Origin of the sequence: Streptomyces coryli (genome assembly GCF_011044975.1) — a bacterium.
GTDB lineage: Bacteria > Actinomycetota > Actinomycetes > Streptomycetales > Streptomycetaceae > Streptomyces > Streptomyces coryli.
The window spans coordinates 1-15286 of the sequence record NZ_JAAKZV010000203.1 but is presented as its reverse complement, the minus strand read 5'-3'; the positions used below and the strand labels follow the sequence as shown (position 1 = coordinate 15286).

Annotated in this window: 11 protein-coding genes; 4 read left to right on the top strand and 7 right to left on the bottom strand. The window is 71.2% G+C overall.

Annotation, left to right across the window (positions count from 1 at the left end; translation table 11 throughout):
- A partial coding sequence (locus G5C51_RS31550; RefSeq protein WP_165242352.1) for a SpoIIE family protein phosphatase occupies positions 1–2059 on the bottom strand: 2059 nt, incomplete at its 3' end.
- A gap of 131 nt (positions 2060–2190) precedes the next feature.
- On the opposite strand from G5C51_RS31550, the gene aspS reads away from it, so the two are divergent.
- Positions 2191–3954, top strand: a complete 1764-nt coding sequence (gene aspS, locus G5C51_RS31545; RefSeq protein WP_165242350.1) for an aspartate--tRNA ligase — start codon at positions 2191–2193, stop codon at positions 3952–3954.
- A 65-nt stretch (positions 3955–4019) separates the two neighbouring features.
- Here the strand turns inward: aspS and G5C51_RS31540 are convergent, their stop codons facing one another.
- Positions 4020–5705, bottom strand: coding sequence for a C39 family peptidase (locus G5C51_RS31540; protein WP_165242348.1), 1686 nt, complete (start codon positions 5703–5705; stop codon positions 4020–4022).
- 233 nt (positions 5706–5938) lie between these two features.
- Here G5C51_RS31540 and G5C51_RS44155 point away from each other — a divergent pair, with 233 nt between their 5' ends.
- The 3 genes from G5C51_RS44155 (at position 5939) to G5C51_RS42610 (ending at position 9452) form a co-directional block, all read left to right on the top strand.
- A complete protein-coding gene (locus tag G5C51_RS44155; protein ID WP_165242346.1) occupies positions 5939–7300 on the top strand; it encodes an RICIN domain-containing protein in 1362 nt (453 codons plus the stop codon).
- A 125-nt stretch (positions 7301–7425) separates the two neighbouring features.
- A complete protein-coding gene (locus G5C51_RS31530; protein WP_165242344.1) occupies positions 7426–8586 on the top strand; it encodes a CHAP domain-containing protein in 1161 nt (386 codons plus the stop codon).
- An 80-nt stretch (positions 8587–8666) separates the two neighbouring features.
- Positions 8667–9452 carry a peptidoglycan-binding protein gene (locus G5C51_RS42610; protein ID WP_338118372.1) on the top strand — a complete coding sequence of 262 codons (786 nt, stop codon included), beginning with the start codon at positions 8667–8669 and terminating at the stop codon, positions 9450–9452.
- A 115-nt stretch (positions 9453–9567) separates the two neighbouring features.
- Here G5C51_RS42610 and G5C51_RS31520 read toward each other — a convergent pair whose 3' ends face one another.
- From G5C51_RS31520 to G5C51_RS31500, 5 genes are all read right to left on the bottom strand, one after another.
- Positions 9568–9711, bottom strand: a complete 144-nt coding sequence (locus tag G5C51_RS31520) for a hypothetical protein (RefSeq protein ID WP_165242342.1) — start codon at positions 9709–9711, stop codon at positions 9568–9570.
- A gap of 185 nt (positions 9712–9896) precedes the next feature.
- The gene (locus G5C51_RS31515) at positions 9897–11921 is read right to left on the bottom strand and encodes a DUF11 domain-containing protein (RefSeq protein ID WP_165242340.1); all 2025 of its coding nucleotides are present in this window, start codon (positions 11919–11921) and stop codon (positions 9897–9899) included.
- Positions 11922–12059: 138 nt separating this feature from the next.
- A complete protein-coding gene (gene metG, locus G5C51_RS31510; RefSeq protein WP_165242338.1) occupies positions 12060–13676 on the bottom strand; it encodes a methionine--tRNA ligase in 1617 nt (538 codons plus the stop codon).
- A 41-nt stretch (positions 13677–13717) separates the two neighbouring features.
- Positions 13718–14203, bottom strand: coding sequence for a carboxymuconolactone decarboxylase family protein (locus G5C51_RS31505; RefSeq protein ID WP_165242336.1), 486 nt, complete (start codon positions 14201–14203; stop codon positions 13718–13720).
- Positions 14203–15276: an NAD(P)H-dependent amine dehydrogenase family protein gene (locus tag G5C51_RS31500; protein ID WP_165242354.1), complete on the bottom strand. Its 1074-nt coding sequence runs from the start codon at positions 15274–15276 to the stop codon at positions 14203–14205. Before G5C51_RS31500 ends, G5C51_RS31505 begins: the two co-directional genes overlap by 1 nt.
- Between the last annotated feature and the right edge of the window lie 10 nt (positions 15277–15286).

The following is a 15286-nucleotide window of genomic DNA, read 5'->3' as shown; positions in this document are numbered from 1 at the left end:
CCCCCCGCGGCTCCACCCCCCACGTCCCGGCCAGCTCCTCCATCAGCAGCACCCCGCGCCCCGACGACGCCATCTCGCCCGGATGCCGCCGGTGCGGCAGCTCGTCGTCTCCGTCCGCCACGATCACCCGCAGCGTCCGGCGGCCGAACGGGCCCGCCACCGTCGCCGTCACCGAGGCCTCGCCCTCGGTGTGGATGAGGACGTTCGCGATCAGCTCGGAAAGGACCAGCTCCGCCGCGTCCACCTGCTCCCGCGCCGACCAGTCGTGCAGCACCTCGCGGAGCTCGTGCCGGGCGTCGGAGACCCGCTGCTGCTCCGATTGGGTGATGACGAGCCGCATGTGGCGCTGGACCCGCGACGGGTGGTGGACGCCGCCGCCCTCGCGGCGAATGAGGATCAGCGCGATGTCGTCCTCGCGCCGCTCGGCGTGCGGGCCCGGGGTGGCGTGGCCGCTGGGGCCCGTAACGCCCTCGATCAGCGCGTCCGCGAGCGACTGGAGGTCGTCGCTCGGGTGCGCGGCGAAGATCGAATGGAGGCGGTCGCGGCCGGTCTCCAGGTCGTGGCCGCCGGTCTCGATGAGGCCGTCGGTGCACAGCAGCATCGTCTCGCCGGGGGCCAGGGCCAGCTCGGTGACCGGATAGTCCGTCTCCGGCTCGATGCCGAGCGGCAGGCCGCCCTCGGTGGGGCGTACGACCATGGTGCCGTCGCCCAGGCCCATCGCCGGGTCGAAGTGTCCGGCGCGGGCGATGGCCAGGGTGCCGGTGTCGGGGTCGGCCTCCATGTACAGGCAGGTGGCGAAGCGCGGGTCGAGATCGGCGCCGCCCTGCTCGTTGAGGGCGTGCAGGAAGCGGGAGGCGCGGGAGAGCACCGCGTCGGGGTGGTGCCCCTCGGAGGCGTAGGCACGGACGGCGATGCGCAGCTGGCCCATCAGTCCGGCGGCCTGCACGTCGTGGCCCTGCACATCGCCGATGACCAGGGCGGTACGGCCCGAGGGCAGCGCGATCACGTCGTACCAGTCGCCGCCGATCTCCAGGCCGCCGCCGGTCGGCACGTACCGCGCGGCCACCGTCATCCCGGCGATGTCCGCCGGCACCGCGGGCATCATGGAGCGCTGCAGCCCGGCGGAGAGCTCGCGCTCGGACTCCTGCGCGTGCGCCCGGGAGAGCGCCTGCGCGAGCATCCGGGCGACCGTCGTGAGCACCGAGCGCTCGTCCGGCGTGAAGGGCGTGGAGTGGGAGAAGGCCGCCATCCAGGCGCCGGTGGTGCGGCCGCCGACGACCAGCGGCAGATACGCCCATGACCTGCGGCCGAGCCGCCCGGCGAGGGGCCAGGAGCCGGGGAAGCGGAGCTTGTACTCCTCGGGGCTGGGGATGTAGATCGCCCGCCCGGTGCGGATGGCGACGGCGGCCGGGTAGTCGGAGTCCAGCGGGATCTTCTTGAAGGGGCCCTCGTCCTGCTGCCGGTAGCCGTGGAAGCCGATCACGCTCAGATGGCCGGCCTCGACGCCGAAGACCGCCATGCCGTCCGGCGAGAAACCGGGCATGGCCAGCGACGCCGCCACCCGTAGCACCGCGTCGGTGGACTCCGCCTCGGCCAGCGCCCGCCCGGCGTCCAGCAGGAAGGCCTCCCGGGACAGCCGCCAGTCGCTGGTCAGCGGCGACGGCGGCGAGGTGCCCGCGCTGGCCCCCGGCAGCGGCTCCACCAGCTCCTGTACGGTCCCGACCAGCACCGCGTGCTCATGCGGTACGGCCCGGCCCTCGGGCCCGGTGGGGCGCATCCGGCTGCGCACCACCCGCTGCACATCCCCGCGCTCGTCGACGATCCGCAGCCGCGCCTCGGCGAGCGTGCCCTCGGCGGCGGCCAGGGCCATGACGCCCTTGAGCTCGACGTAGTCCATGACGTGGAAGCGGGCGCGCACGACGGCCGACGTGGTCGCCGTATGCCGCGGCGGAAGGCCGATCAGGCGGGCCGCCTCCGCATCCATACGGACCTCGCCGGAAGCCATGTCCCACTCCCAGACGCCGGTGCCGACGGCTGTGAGGACCTCCTCGGTGCGCACCCACCCATTTTATGGGGCAATCAACTGATTGACCCGATTCATCCGAATCGGGACGCAGGCCCCCGGCGCGGTAGCCTTGACGGCTGACGACTCCCTCCCCAGGCCCCTCCTGATAATGAAGTGGATGAATGATGCACCGGTACCGGTCCCACAGCTGCGGTGAGCTGCGCTCGAGCGACGTCGGCACCGACGTCCGCCTGTCCGGGTGGCTGCACAATCGCCGCGATCTGGGCGGCATCCTCTTCATCGACCTGCGCGACCACTACGGCATCACGCAGCTGGTGGCCCGCCCCGGCACCGCCGCCCAGTCCGCGCTGGACAAGCTGACCAAGGAGACCGTCGTCCGTATCGACGGCAAGGTCGTCTCCCGCGGCGCCGAGAACATCAACCCGGAGCTGCCCACCGGCGAGGTCGAGATCGAGGTCGCCGAGGTCGAGGTGCTGGGCGGCGCCGAGCAGATCCCCTTCACGATCAACGCCGAGGACGGGGTCAACGAGGAGAAGCGCCTGGAGTACCGCTTCCTCGACCTCCGCCGCGAGCGCATGCACCGCAACATCATGCTGCGCGGCCAGGTCATCAGCTCCATCCGCCGCCGGATGACGGACCTCGGCTTCAACGAGCTGGCCACCCCGATCCTCTCGGCGACGTCCCCCGAGGGCGCCCGCGACTTCCTGGTGCCGTCCCGGCTGCACGCCGGCAAGTTCTACGCGCTGCCGCAGGCCCCGCAGCAGTTCAAGCAGCTGCTGATGATCGCCGGCTTCGACCGCTACTTCCAGATCGCGCCGTGCTTCCGCGACGAGGACGCCCGCGCGGACCGCTCGCCGGGCGAGTTCTACCAGCTCGACATGGAGATGTCCTTCGTCGAGCAGGAGGACGTCTTCGAGGTCATCGAGAAGGTCATGACCGACCTCTTCGAGGAGTTCGGGGGCGGCCGCCATGTGACCTCGCCGTTCCCCCGTATCCCCTTCCGCGAGGCGATGCTCAAGTACGGCTCGGACAAGCCGGATCTGCGCGCGAAGTTGGAGCTGGTGGACATCAGCGATGTCTTCGAGGGCTCGGAGTTCAAGGCCTTCGCGGGCAAGCACGTGCGCGCGCTCGCGGTGCCGTCCGTGCAGGACCAGCCGCGCAAGTTCTTCGACGGCCTCGGCGACTACGCGGTCGAGCAGGGCGCGAAGGGCCTCGCCTGGGTGCGCGTCGGCGAGGACGGCGGCCTTACGGGCCCGATCGCGAAGTTCCTCACCGAGGAGAACGTCAAGGTGCTCACCGAGCGCCTCGGCCTGCAGGCAGGGCACGCGGTGTTCTTCGGCGCGGGCGAGTTCGACGAGGTCTCCAAGATCATGGGCGCGGTCCGGGTCGAGGCCGCCAAGCGGGCCGGCCAGTTCGAGGAGAACGTCTTCCGCTTCTGCTGGATCGTCGACTTCCCGATGTTCGAGAAGAACGAGGACACCGGCGAGATCGAGTTCTCCCACAACCCGTTCTCCATGCCGCAGGGCGGCCTCGAGGCGCTGAACAGCAAGGACCCGCTCGACATCCTCGCCTGGCAGTACGACATCGTCTGCAACGGCGTCGAGCTGTCCTCCGGCGCGATCCGTAACCACGAGCCCGACATCATGTACCGCGCCTTCGAGATCGCGGGCTACGACAAGGACGCCGTGGAGACCGAGTTCGGCGGCATGCTGAAGGCGTTCAAGTTCGGCGCCCCGCCGCACGGCGGCATCGCCCCGGGCGTCGACCGCATCGTGATGCTCCTCGCCGACGAGCCGAACATCCGCGAGACCATCGCCTTCCCGCTCAACGGCAACGCCCAGGACCTGATGATGGGCGCCCCGAGCGAGGTCGACGAAACCCGCCTGCGCGAGCTGCACTTGTCGGTACGGAAGCCGCAGCCGAAGTAGCAGGCACCTGAACGGTGAACGGCCCGGGATCACTTGATCCCGGGCCGTTCGTGTGGGCCGGGGCGTCAGGCAGCGCAGTCGGGGATCTCCTGCCCGGAGTTGTCACGGGCCTCGTCGTTGCCCCAGCGGGTGAGGTAGTAGGCGGAGACCCAGCCTTGCCCGGCGCCGGAGTCGAGGTCGGTCCACAGCCAGTAGCGGTTGTGGGCGCCGTTCGGGCCGCGGACGGTGTCGCCGGCCTTCTTGCACCAGACGTAGTTGGTGCCGGCGTTCAGGGTGCCGATCCGGGCGGCGTCGCGTGAGGTGCCGGGGCGGCCGGGGCCGGCGGCGAAGGTGTCGACCCAGTACTTGGCGGGCTGCTGCGGCCGGGCAGGCTCGGTCTGCGGCGGCGCGGGCTCGGCGGGGGCGCCGTTGTCGTCGGTGATGCGGTTGTAGCGGAACGCCTGGTAATTCTGGTAGTCGTCCGGGCCGTTCCAGGTGTACTCCTGGTGCTTGACCGGGGTGGCGCCGAAGTCGTACGCGAGATAGCGGGTGTGCTCGGCATTGGTCCAGCGCTCGAAGAGCCGTACGTGCTGGTCCCACTTCACCAGTGCGTCGCCGGGCTGCAGTTGGTCCTTGCCGATCTCGTGGGAGATATCCGAGGCCACCAGGGCGATGGACATGTCGGTGGAGACCACCCGGCTGCGGTCGAGATGCCAGGCCATCGATACGTAGCCGGAGCAGTCCTTGCGGTACGGCTTGCCCTGCGGGTCCGGGGCAGTCTCGCCGGTGACCGTGTAGGTCAGTCCCTTGTTCACCCAGGATTCGGCGCGGTCGATGACTTCGCCGCGGCTGATCGGCTGGTTGACGGCGGAGGCGGCGGCGGCCGGTTTCGTGCCGAGGTCGGCCACCAGCAGCGCGGCCGCGGCCACCGCGGCCAGCAGCAGGGCCAGCACGGCCACCAGGCGCCGACGCCGCGGTAGCGCGGCCGCGGTGGGCACGTCGGGTTCGGCGGGAGAGGGAGATGGAGGGGTCACGAAGGCTCCTTCGGGCTTGGCGTCCGGGCCGGTACGGGATGTGCGATCAGCGCACCAGTCCGTAGCCCCGTGCGGGAGGGGGGAACTGTCCGGCGTCGAGGAGCTCGCGGCAGCGGACACCGTGACCTGCGGAGACCACCGGGGAGGCGGAGTGCTGCGGACAGTTGGGGCGGCGCTCCCGGCCGGTGGGCGGCAGGCGCCGAGGTAGCAGCGCACGGCCGGCGCCACGACGTTCCGGGGCATCCAGAAGGGATGGCGGGGCAGGGCGTCGAAGCCGGGCCGTCCGGCGGCCGGATCGAGGATCAGCAGCCGGTCCCGCACCGGGTCGTAACCGATGACGGCGACCCAGTGGGCCAGGGGGCCGGGCGGATAGCCCGGCAGCCGCGCGCCGGCCGCGGGCACGGCGAGGTTCAGCGCGAGGCCGAAGCCGCGGTCGATGCTGCGGGCGACATCCCGTCGCAGCCGGTGCGGCCCGTGGCGGAGTACGTAGACGGGCTCCGGCAGGTGCCAGTTGAGGACCTGCCGCAGATCGCCGCGGTAGGTGCCGCCGACCCGCTCGGCCATCCAGGACATCGCCTGGACCGTCGGCGCCCGGTCGCCGAGCCGGGCGGCCAGCAGCATCCGGGCGGTGGCCGGACCGCACCAGTGGTCGCGCGCCTGTGGAACGTGCGCGACCGGCAGGCAGTACGGCAGGCGGCGCCGCAGGCGCCCTGTGGTCGACGGCGGTGCGGTGGGCATCCACAACTCCCTCAAGGCTCATGGTCGCTGCCCGAACACAGCGACCGCGGCGATCAGGATGGGCGCCGACGGCCGGGGGAGTCCCGGGGTGAACTGTCCGCAGCCGCCCGTGAACTGTCCGGACCACAACACACCGGACCGGCAGCCCTGTCGGCGGACAGCTGACCCGGCTCCGCCGTGGACACGACTGGCTAGGATCCCCGCTATCCACACCACCGGACAGGGGAGCACAGGTGGTCCACGAACCGACGCCGGCCTGGCAGCATGCCGAGGAACTGGCCGACGCCCTCGTCGCCGACTTGAAGACGTTGCAGGCGGAGGCGAATCAGCACGGGCGCCGCAACGGGCGCCAACTTCCGGCGTCGGTACGCGCGCTCGAGGAGAGCAAGGACGTCCTGGCGGGCCGCGCCAAGATCAACGCGACCCTGCTCGGGAAGGTGCCGGAGATCTTCGACGTCCGGACCGTGCTGGGCATCGTCACGCACTGCCTGAAGGTGCGCGGCTCGGCCCCACCGGACGCCGAGATCTGGACGAGCCGGGTCACTGCACTGCAGGAGGCCTTCGCCTGGGCCGAGGCCGGCCATCATCATCCGCGCCACCACATCGCGGAGGAGGCCGGCGCGGCACGCGCCGCCGAGATCGAGAACGCCCCCGTCCCCGGTGTCCTTGAACCCCGGCCTATTGCCGAGGTGCCCGCCAGGTTCCGGCCCTTCGTCAAGGAGCTGCGCGCCCTGCCCGACGGCGAGCGGCTGCCCATGCTCCAGGGCGGCGACGGCGGCGGGCAGCCGATCCACGACGACGAGTGGCCGCAGTTCCCGCCGGACGAGCCGCCGCGCGGCCGGCGTTGGCGGCGGCTGCTGGCGGAGACCACCAGCCGCACCGTCGCCGTCGTTGCCGGCGCCCTGGTGATCCTCGTCGGGGCGTTCGCGCTGAATACCGCGAACGACAGCGGCGGCGAGGACGAGGCCCCCGGGTCGCCGCCGTCCCAGATATCTCCCTCGGCCACCGAGTCCGGGGTCCCGCCCAAGCCCTCGCCCAGCGCCTCCCCCTCCACCCGCAGCCCTTCCCGTAAGCCTGGCAGCTCCGGCCCGAAGGCCCCGGAGCCGACGCCGAGCGACGACGGCGCGAACGACAAGCCGACCAAGAACGCCGACCCGTTGGGGCCCGCCGGGCCGAGCTCGGGACTGGCCTCGGCGGAGAGCGGCAAGTGCGCCGAGGCCGGCAGCGACCCGAGCAGCCCGCAAGCGATCCGCCAGCGCGACTGCGATGGCGCCGTCGGGCAGCAGTGGAGCCTGCGCGAATCCGACGACGGCCTGTACCAGCTGCGTAATCCGCATACCGACGGCTGCCTGACCTTCCGCGACGGCAAGGCGGCCACCGCGGCCTGCTCGGATACGGCCGCCGACCAGCGGTGGCGCTTCACCGTCAACGCCCACAACAACGGATGGACCTACGGCTACCTGCGCAACGAAGGCGACGGCTACTGCCTCGACCTGTACGAGTCCGACCACAGCGACCAGGCCGTGCTCGGCCCGTTCAGCTGCGTCAAGGACACCCGCAACCAGATGTTCCGGGTGCTGCCCTCCGCCCTGTGAAGTGTCCGCAACCAGGGGAGCGGACAGTTCACCGCTTCTGCCGCCCACGCCTCCTCTGATCCGGTGGAACCAACCCGGCGGGCCGAACCGCCGGGGTCCATCCCACGGATCAAGGAGGCACATCGATGCCTGCCGACACCATCCCCGTACGCCGCCGGCTGCGGCATGCGGCCGGACCGGTCGCGGCCCTGCTGGCGATCGTGCTGATCGCCGTCGCCGTCGTCGCCGGCCAACTGCAGACCCGACCGGCGAACGCCGCCGCGCACACCGACCACAACCACTACAGCTTCTTCGACCCCACGCCCGGCGGCGGTGAGTTCGCGCCCGCCGTCGACGCCGCCCGCACCGACGACCTGGCCCCGGTCATCGCATGGGACTACGGGACCCCCAACGCTCCCGTCACCGCCAACTCGATCTTCTGGTGGGGGGCCGCACACCCCGGTGACGGCGCCTTCAAGCGGCTGCACATCGAGCATTCCGGCAAGTGCCTGGGCGTGTACGAGAACCGGGCCATTCAGTACACCTGCAACGACAACCCCGACCACTTCTGGGCCGTGGTCGACGAGGGCTGGGGCAAGGGCAAGCTGAAGAACCTGTCCACCGGCACCTGCCTGAACCTCGGCCGGCGCAACGGCGAGCAGGCGACGCTCACCGACTGCGCGGACGACGCGCGGCTGCTGCGCATCACCTCCACCGGCATCACCACCGCCGACCACCTCACCGCCGACCGGCTGCTGACGCAGTTTCCGCACGACGCCGGCGCCAAGGCTCAGGCCGGGCAACGGGCCGCGGACATCGCCGACCGCGAATACAAGAAGGAGCTCGGCGGTAACGATCACGCTTCCGGGCTGGGCTGCAACTTCTACACCGGACAGATCAACGGCCCCTCCGCCCGCTGCCGGCTGGTCGGTCACTCCTCCTGGGGACGCGGCGAGTGGTGCGCCGACTTCGTGCACTACGCCTGGCGGGAGGCCGACGATCGCATCGACACCAGCGGCCTCGACGGTTATGCGGAGTCCTTCAAGAGGTACGGCAGCGTCAACTTGACCTGGCACCCGGCCGGCAGCGGCTACACGCCGCGCCCCGGCGACGCCGTGGTCTTCAACCCGAACAGCGACGGCCGCGCCAGCCACGTCGCGATCGTCTTCCAGACCGACTCGACCGGCGCCACGTACATCCTCAGCGGCAACGCCGGCTCCGGGGAGATCTCCTACCGCAAGCTCGACGCCAAGCTCATGGGCTCCGTCCAGGGCTTCACCAGCCCGCGGCTGCGGCCCGCCCGCTGACCTGCGATCGCGAAAGGACCAGACACATGAGCTTGTTCAGCCGGCTCCGCCGCCGTGGCGGCAGCCCGCGGCCGCCTCGCGTGCGACAACTGATAGCGACCGCAGCCGTCATCACCGGACTGCTCGCCGGCGGCGGCGTCATCGCCGCCACCCAGATCGCGCCGACCTCGGCCGCGGCGGCCTCGGCCTGCTCGTACAGCGGCAGCCACAACATGATCCAGAACGGCAGCCGGGGTGCGGCCGTGCAGCACGCCCAGTGCATCCTCAACAAGTACGCCGGGCACGGCGAGGTCGCCATCGACGGGGACTTCGGCCCCATCACCCGCAACGCCGTCATCGCCTTCCAGCGGGCCCGCGGCCTCGAAGCCGACGGCATCATCGGCCCCCATACCTGGAGCGCCCTGCATCAGACAGCCGACGCCGGCGGCGACAACGACCCGCCGGCCTGGGGCAGCGGCATCACCCGCGACGCGATGCTGCAGCGCGCCAAGAGCTGGCTGAACCGGAACATCCGCTACAGCCAGAGTGCCAAGCACGACGGCTACCGCACCGACTGCTCCGGTTACGTCTCTATGGCCCTCGACCTGCGCGCCAACCCCATCACCACGGACCTCGCCACCGCCACCTACACCCACCGGCTGGGCTCGATGAACGAGCTGCGCCCCGGCGACCTCGTCATCGACGCCACGGGAAGCAACACCACCCGGCACGTCGTGATCTTCAACGGATGGACCGACACCTCCCACACCGCCTACCAGGCGCTGGAGATGTCCGGCTCCGCCGGCACGGTGGAGGCCGGCATCCGCACCTACGGCCTCGGCGCCGATCACTACGACCCCTACCGGCCGAACAAGCTCGTCGACTGAACAGAAGCCCTCGAAGCTGACGGGGTCGGAGCCTCCGGGACGTACAGGACGACGACAGCACCCCCGGCCCAAGACAGGACCGGGGGTGCTTTGCCGCGTCTGGACGGCGAGGGCTTCAGTCTTTCGTCGAGCTTGCCCCACTCGCCGCCACGTGCTTGCCGGCGTTGGCGAGGCTCTCGCTGACGACGTAATACGCGGCGGTTCCACCCGCGGCGGCGAACGCGCCGAGCGCGATCAGCGGTAACGGGACCGCGGCCATGGCACCCCCTCGGCCGTACGTCCCCGCCGGACCGCGGGGCCAGGGCGGGGCGGAGGGAACCGCCGTTCGCAGCCTATGGGGCAGGCGCCCGCATGGCGCCCGCCGGGACGGCACAAAAAGCACCCGGGGCCGCCTCTGGACGAGGCGGCCCCGGGTGCTGGTGTGCTGCGGTGTTCTCGCCGCGGCTACTTGTCCTTGTCCGGCGGGAAGAGATCGCCCGTGAGCGGGATCGTGACCGGCTCGCTGGTCAGTCCCTCCGGGTTGATCTGAATGGCCGTCAGCGGGCCCTTGCGCGCCGGTCCCGAGCAATCCCAGCTGCCGTCTTCCTTGACCTCGGTCTGGCAGACCTTGGCCCCGGTCTTGTCCCGTACGACGACCTTGTTGCCCGGGGTGCCCTTGCCGGAGCAGTCCACCATGCCGGGCTCGACCACCGTGCACTCCGCCTTCCACGGCGGCTTCGGGTGGATCTTGTCGCCGGGCAGGCCGGCCTCGTCGCTGGTGTTGTTGCCGTCGTCGGGGTCGAGCGTCGAGGACTCCGCGGTCGCGGTGTTGGCGATGTCCGAGCCGTCGCCCTCGTAGTCCGGGTCCAGCCGCACCTTGAAGGTCCAGGACTTCTCCGAGCCGGCGGCGACGGTGGCCTCGGGGCCGCAGCTGACCTTGCCGTCCGCCTCGCTGCAGCCGTCGGCGGAGGACTCGAACGAAAGCTGCTCCGGCAGCTGGTCGCTGATCTCGACGTCCTCGGCGTCCGACGGCCCGGCGTTGGCGACCGTCACCTTGTACTCGAAGGTGTCGCCCGGCTTGATCCTGGTGCTGGTCGTCGGCACCTTCGTCGTGCTCAGGTCCGCCATGTCGACGACCGGCGGCGTGACCGGGTCGCTGGTGTTGTTGTCCTCGTCCGGGTCCGGGTTGTCGCTCTCGGAGGTGGCCGTGTTGGCCAGGTCCGAGCCGTCGCCGACGTAGTCCTCGGCCAGCTTGACCTCGAACGTCCAGGACGTCTCCGCGCCGTCGGCGAGCGTCGCCTCGGGGCCGCAGGTCACCTCCTGGCCGTCCGCGGCGCACGCGTCGTCCGACGCCACGAAGGTCAGGCCGTCCGGCAGCTCGTCGACGGCCTGGACGTTACGGGCCAGATCCGTGCCGCCGTTGGTGGTGGTGATGGTGAACTCGAAGGTGTCGCCCGGCCGCACCGGGGTGCTGGGCGAGACCGTCTTCTCGGTGGACAGATCGGCCGGGCCGACCCACTGGAGCACGACGGAACCGGTCTTGCCGGCCTCCTGGCTGCCGCCGCCGGCGCCGCCACCGCCCTGCTTGGTGTCCGCGTCGGAGACGCCGTCGCCGTCGGTGTAGCCGGAGCCGCCGCCACCGCCGCCGTCGCCCAGCGTCGTCGACCCGATGCAGGCGCCGCCACCGCCGCCGTACCAACCGCCACCGCCGCCGCCACCGCCGTCGCCCAGGCCGTTCGCGGTGTCGGCGCCGCCACCGCCGCGGAGCGCGCCGCCCCGTGTCGCGTCGGGGGTGCACATGCCCAGGGCGGAGGCGCCCTTCGCGCCGCCTGCGGCCTGCGTGCCGCCGCCGCCGGCGGCGGGGATACCGCCCGTACCGCCGGTCTTACCGCCGCCGGCGCCGCCCGCCGTGCCCGCCTGGGAGGAACCGCCGGGCGCACCGCCGCCGCCGCCCGCGATCAGCAGCGCGTTGGCGGGATCGCCCGAGGCGCCCTTCCACAGCGCGCTCATGCCGCCACCGCCGCCGCCGTGGCGCTCGCCGGTGCCGCCGTTACCGCCGCCGAGCTGCCCGCCCGCGCCGTTGCCGCGGCCCGGCATGCCCCCTGCGCCGACCGTCACGTTCAGCTTGTCACCGGCGTTGACGGCTACGGTGCCGGTGGTGTGGCCGCCGGCACCGCCCTGCTGGCTGCCGGTCTCGAAGTTGCCGCCGCCGCCCGCGCCCTTCAGCTCGGCGTGCAGCTCGGTCACGTGCTCCGGCACGGTGAACTCGTTGGTGCCGACCGGGAAGCTGCGGCAGCTGGTGTACGGCGCCGTGGGGGTACACGCCGTCTGTGCCGACGCGGGCGCGGGGGCCGCCGCCTGTGCGGGGGCAGCCATGAAGGCCAGCCCGGCCACGCCTTCGAGCGCCACCATCGAGGTCGCTGTCGCGACGCCCGCCGTACGACGCAGCCATCTGCGCCGCGCGCCGGTGCTGCGAGATTTGAGATCCACTGCCGCTTCCCTTCCGCTTCGCCCCGTTCGGGCAGACTCAGAAGAGATATAGAGGGCAAGGTAGTAAATAGCACCCCACCCGGCCGAGCATCCGGCGCAGGTTCCGCCGAATGCTCCGCCGCGAGCCGGAGCTGAGCGTCAGCCCTGCTTCGGCTCCTCCAGCCGCGGGAAGAGGATCGCGCCCTTGGTGACCGCGGCCCCCGCCGGGAGCTTGCCCCACTCGCCGGACTCGGTGACCTTCTGGTCGGCCAGGGCGCCGAGCGACGCCTCCGCGCCCAGCGAGGCCCAGAGCTTCTCGCAGGTCGCCGGCATCACCGGGTTGAGCAGTACCGCGCACCCGCGCAGGGCCTCGGCCGCCGTGTAGAGGATGGTCGCCAGGCGGGCCTGGCCCTCCTCGGACTGGTCCTTGGCGACCTTCCACGGCTCCTGCTCGGTGAGGTAGCCGTTCACCTGCTTGATGAACTCGAAGATCGCGGCAATGCCGCCCGCGAAGTCCAGCTCCTCGCCGATCTTGGTGTCGGCTTCCCGTACGGCCTTCGTCAGGCCGTCCGCGATCGCCTGCTCGGCCGCGCCGTGCGAGACCGCCTCCGGCAGCTCGCCGCCGAAGTACTTCACCGTCATCGCGCCGACGCGCGACGCCAGGTTGCCGAAGTCGTTGGCCAGCTCCGCCGTGTAGCGGTGGCTGAAGTCCTCCCACGAGAAGGAGCCGTCCTGGCCGTACGAGATCGCCCGCAGGAAGTACCAGCGGTACGCGTCCACGCCGAAGTGCTCGGTCAGGTCCTGCGGCTTGATGCCGGTCAGGTTGGACTTCGACATCTTCTCGCCGCCGACCATCAGCCAGCCGTTGGCGAAGACCTTCTTCGGCAGCGGCAGGCCGTTCGCCATCAGCATCGCGGGCCAGATGACGGTGTGGAAGCGGAGGATGTCCTTGCCGACCAGGTGCACGTCGGCGGGGAAGGTCTCGTCGAACTTCGCCTGGTCGGCGCCGTAGCCGACGGCCGTGGCGTAGTTCAGCAGCGCGTCGATCCAGACGTAGATGACGTGCTTCTCGTCCCAGGGGACCCTGACTCCCCAGTCGAAGGTCGAGCGGGAGATGGAGAGGTCCTGCAGACCGCCCCGCACCACATTCATGACCTCGTTACGGGCCGACTCCGGCTGGATGAAGCCGGGGTTGGCCTCGTAGAACTCCAGCAGCTTCGGGCCGTACGCGGAGAGCTTGAAGAAGTAGTTCTCCTCCTTGAGCATCTCCACGGGCTTCTTGTGGATGGGGCACAGCTTCTGCCCCGCGAACTCGCCCTCGCCGTCGAGCAGATCGCCCGGCGACTTGTACTCCTCGCACCCGACGCAGTACGGGCCCTCGTACTCGCCCTGGTAGATCTCGTCCTTGTCGTACAGGTCCTGCACGAACTCCTGGACGCGGGCCGTGTGCCGGTCCTCGGTGGTGCGGATGAAGTCGTCGTTCGCGATCTCCAGGTGCTCCCAGAGGGGCTTCCACGCCTCCTCGACGAGCTTGTCGCACCAGTCCTGCGGGGAGACCCCATTGGCCTGCGCGGTGCGCATGATCTTCTGACCGTGCTCGTCCGTGCCGGTGAGGTACCACACCTTCTCGCCGCGCTGGCGGTGCCAGCGGGTGAGCACGTCGCCTGCGACGGTCGTATAGGCGTGGCCCAGGTGGGGAGCGTCGTTCACGTAATAAATGGGGGTCGAGACGTAGAACGCCTTCGTCCCCTTCTGCTCTGATCCAGTGGCCGCCATGGTCGAAATCCTACTGGCCCGCGGGCACCGCTATCGACCGGTTACTGAGCGTGAGACGGCAGTGCGCACGCCGTGTCCAGGCCGAGGACCCGGTTGAGGCGGCCGAAGGCGAGCCAGGAGCCGAGGCACATCGTCAGCTCGGTGATCTCCCGCTGGGTGTAGGCGGCGGTCATGCGGTCCCAGAAGTCCTCGTCCAGGCCGTGGTGGTCCGTGACGAAGCGGTCGGCGTATTCGGCGGCGAGGCGGGTGCGGGTGTCGAAAGCGGCGGTTTTACGCCAGTCGGTCACCGCGTCGGCGAAGGAGTCCTCGACCTTCTCGCCGTCCCGGTCGGTACGCCAGTCCAGGCAGAAGGCGCAGCCGTTGAGCTGCGCGACGCGGAGCCGGGCCGCCTCGAATTCGCGCAGGCCGAGGGTGGTGTGCTCGTACACGGCGAGGGACAGGTGGGCGGCCGCCGGGCCGATGCCGGGGACGAGCTCGCCCCAGACGTAGCCGATGGGGTCCTTTCCGGCGGGGACATCGATGCGCATTATTTGCCTCCGAGGCGGCCGGTCGCCGCGCGCAGCGGGACGTCGAGGGCGTCGTAGAGCCCTGGCTTGGTCTCGGCCAGCCAGTCGATGGCGTTGACCAGGCGGCCGACGGCGGTGGCGTTGCCGCCCGCGGAGCGGTTGGCGCCCTCGTCCTCGGCCTCGACCGTGACCTCGATACGGGGCCGGCCCTCGATGATCACGCGGTGCGCGCCGATGCCGTCGGGCGGCTGCGGCCAGTCCGGGGCGGCGGAGGGGTGGATACGGGTGACGTGCTCGACGACGATCAGCGGCTCGCCGGCGATCATGCCGCGCAGCTCGAAGCGGACGGCACCTTGGGTGCCGGCCGCGAAGTCGCCCATCTGCTCGGTGTGCGCGTCCGCGGCGAGCGGTTGCCGCTCGACATGCTCGGTGATCTCCTCGAGCTCGGCGCCGAGCGCGCGGGCGAGCAGCCGGACCTGGCCGCCCCAGACCATGCTCGGGATGCTGGGCGCGAGCATGAGCGGCTCGTAGTCCATGGGGTGGCCCATGCCGATGAGGTCGCGGACGGCGTCGGGCTGGTCGTACGTGGAGTAGTCGAAGATCTCCTGGCAGCGGACGGAGTCGATCCGGCTGCCGAGGCCGCTGATCATGAGCGGCAGCACGTCATTGGCCCAGCCCGGGTCGACGCCGGAGACGAAGAGTGAGCCGCCGCCCTCGGCGATGGCGGCGTGGACGGGGTCGCGGAATTCGGGTGGGGCGCTGGGTGGGTCGTAGAGCGCGTAGAGGGAGGGGGTGACGACGACGGCGCCGGCGCGGATGGCCCGTACGACGTCGGTGAGTGCCTCTTCGGGCCGCAGGTCCCCGGACCCGGCGTAGACGACGGCACGCGGATGCGCCGCGAGCGTGGCCCCGACATCGGTGGTCGCGGCGACCCCGAGCCGTTCCTCAAGACCGGCGAGCTCCCCGGCATCGCGCCCGGCCTTCTCGGGATTGTTGACGACGACAGCGCTGAGCTCCAGCGCGGGATGAGCCACCACGGCCCGTATCGCCGCGCGACCGACATTCCCGGTACCCCAGACAACCGTGGACAGCATGGGCGGGAGG

Bases quoted from the DNA above. Each gene is read 5' to 3' on its own strand.
- aspS (WP_165242350.1), top strand. From the start codon at position 2,191: ATGCACCGGTACCGGTCCCACAGCTGCGGTGAGCTGCGCTCGAGCGAC.
- G5C51_RS31540 (WP_165242348.1), bottom strand. From the start codon at position 5,705: ATGCCCACCGCACCGCCGTCGACCACAGGGCGCCTGCGGCGCCGCCTG.
- G5C51_RS31530 (WP_165242344.1), top strand. From the start codon at position 7,426: ATGCCTGCCGACACCATCCCCGTACGCCGCCGGCTGCGGCATGCGGCC.
- G5C51_RS31520 (WP_165242342.1), bottom strand. From the start codon at position 9,711: ATGGCCGCGGTCCCGTTACCGCTGATCGCGCTCGGCGCGTTCGCCGCC.
- metG (WP_165242338.1), bottom strand. From the start codon at position 13,676: ATGGCGGCCACTGGATCAGAGCAGAAGGGGACGAAGGCGTTCTACGTC.
- G5C51_RS31505 (WP_165242336.1), bottom strand. From the start codon at position 14,203: ATGCGCATCGATGTCCCCGCCGGAAAGGACCCCATCGGCTACGTCTGG.
- G5C51_RS31500 (WP_165242354.1), bottom strand. From the start codon at position 15,276: ATGCTGTCCACGGTTGTCTGGGGTACCGGGAATGTCGGTCGCGCGGCG.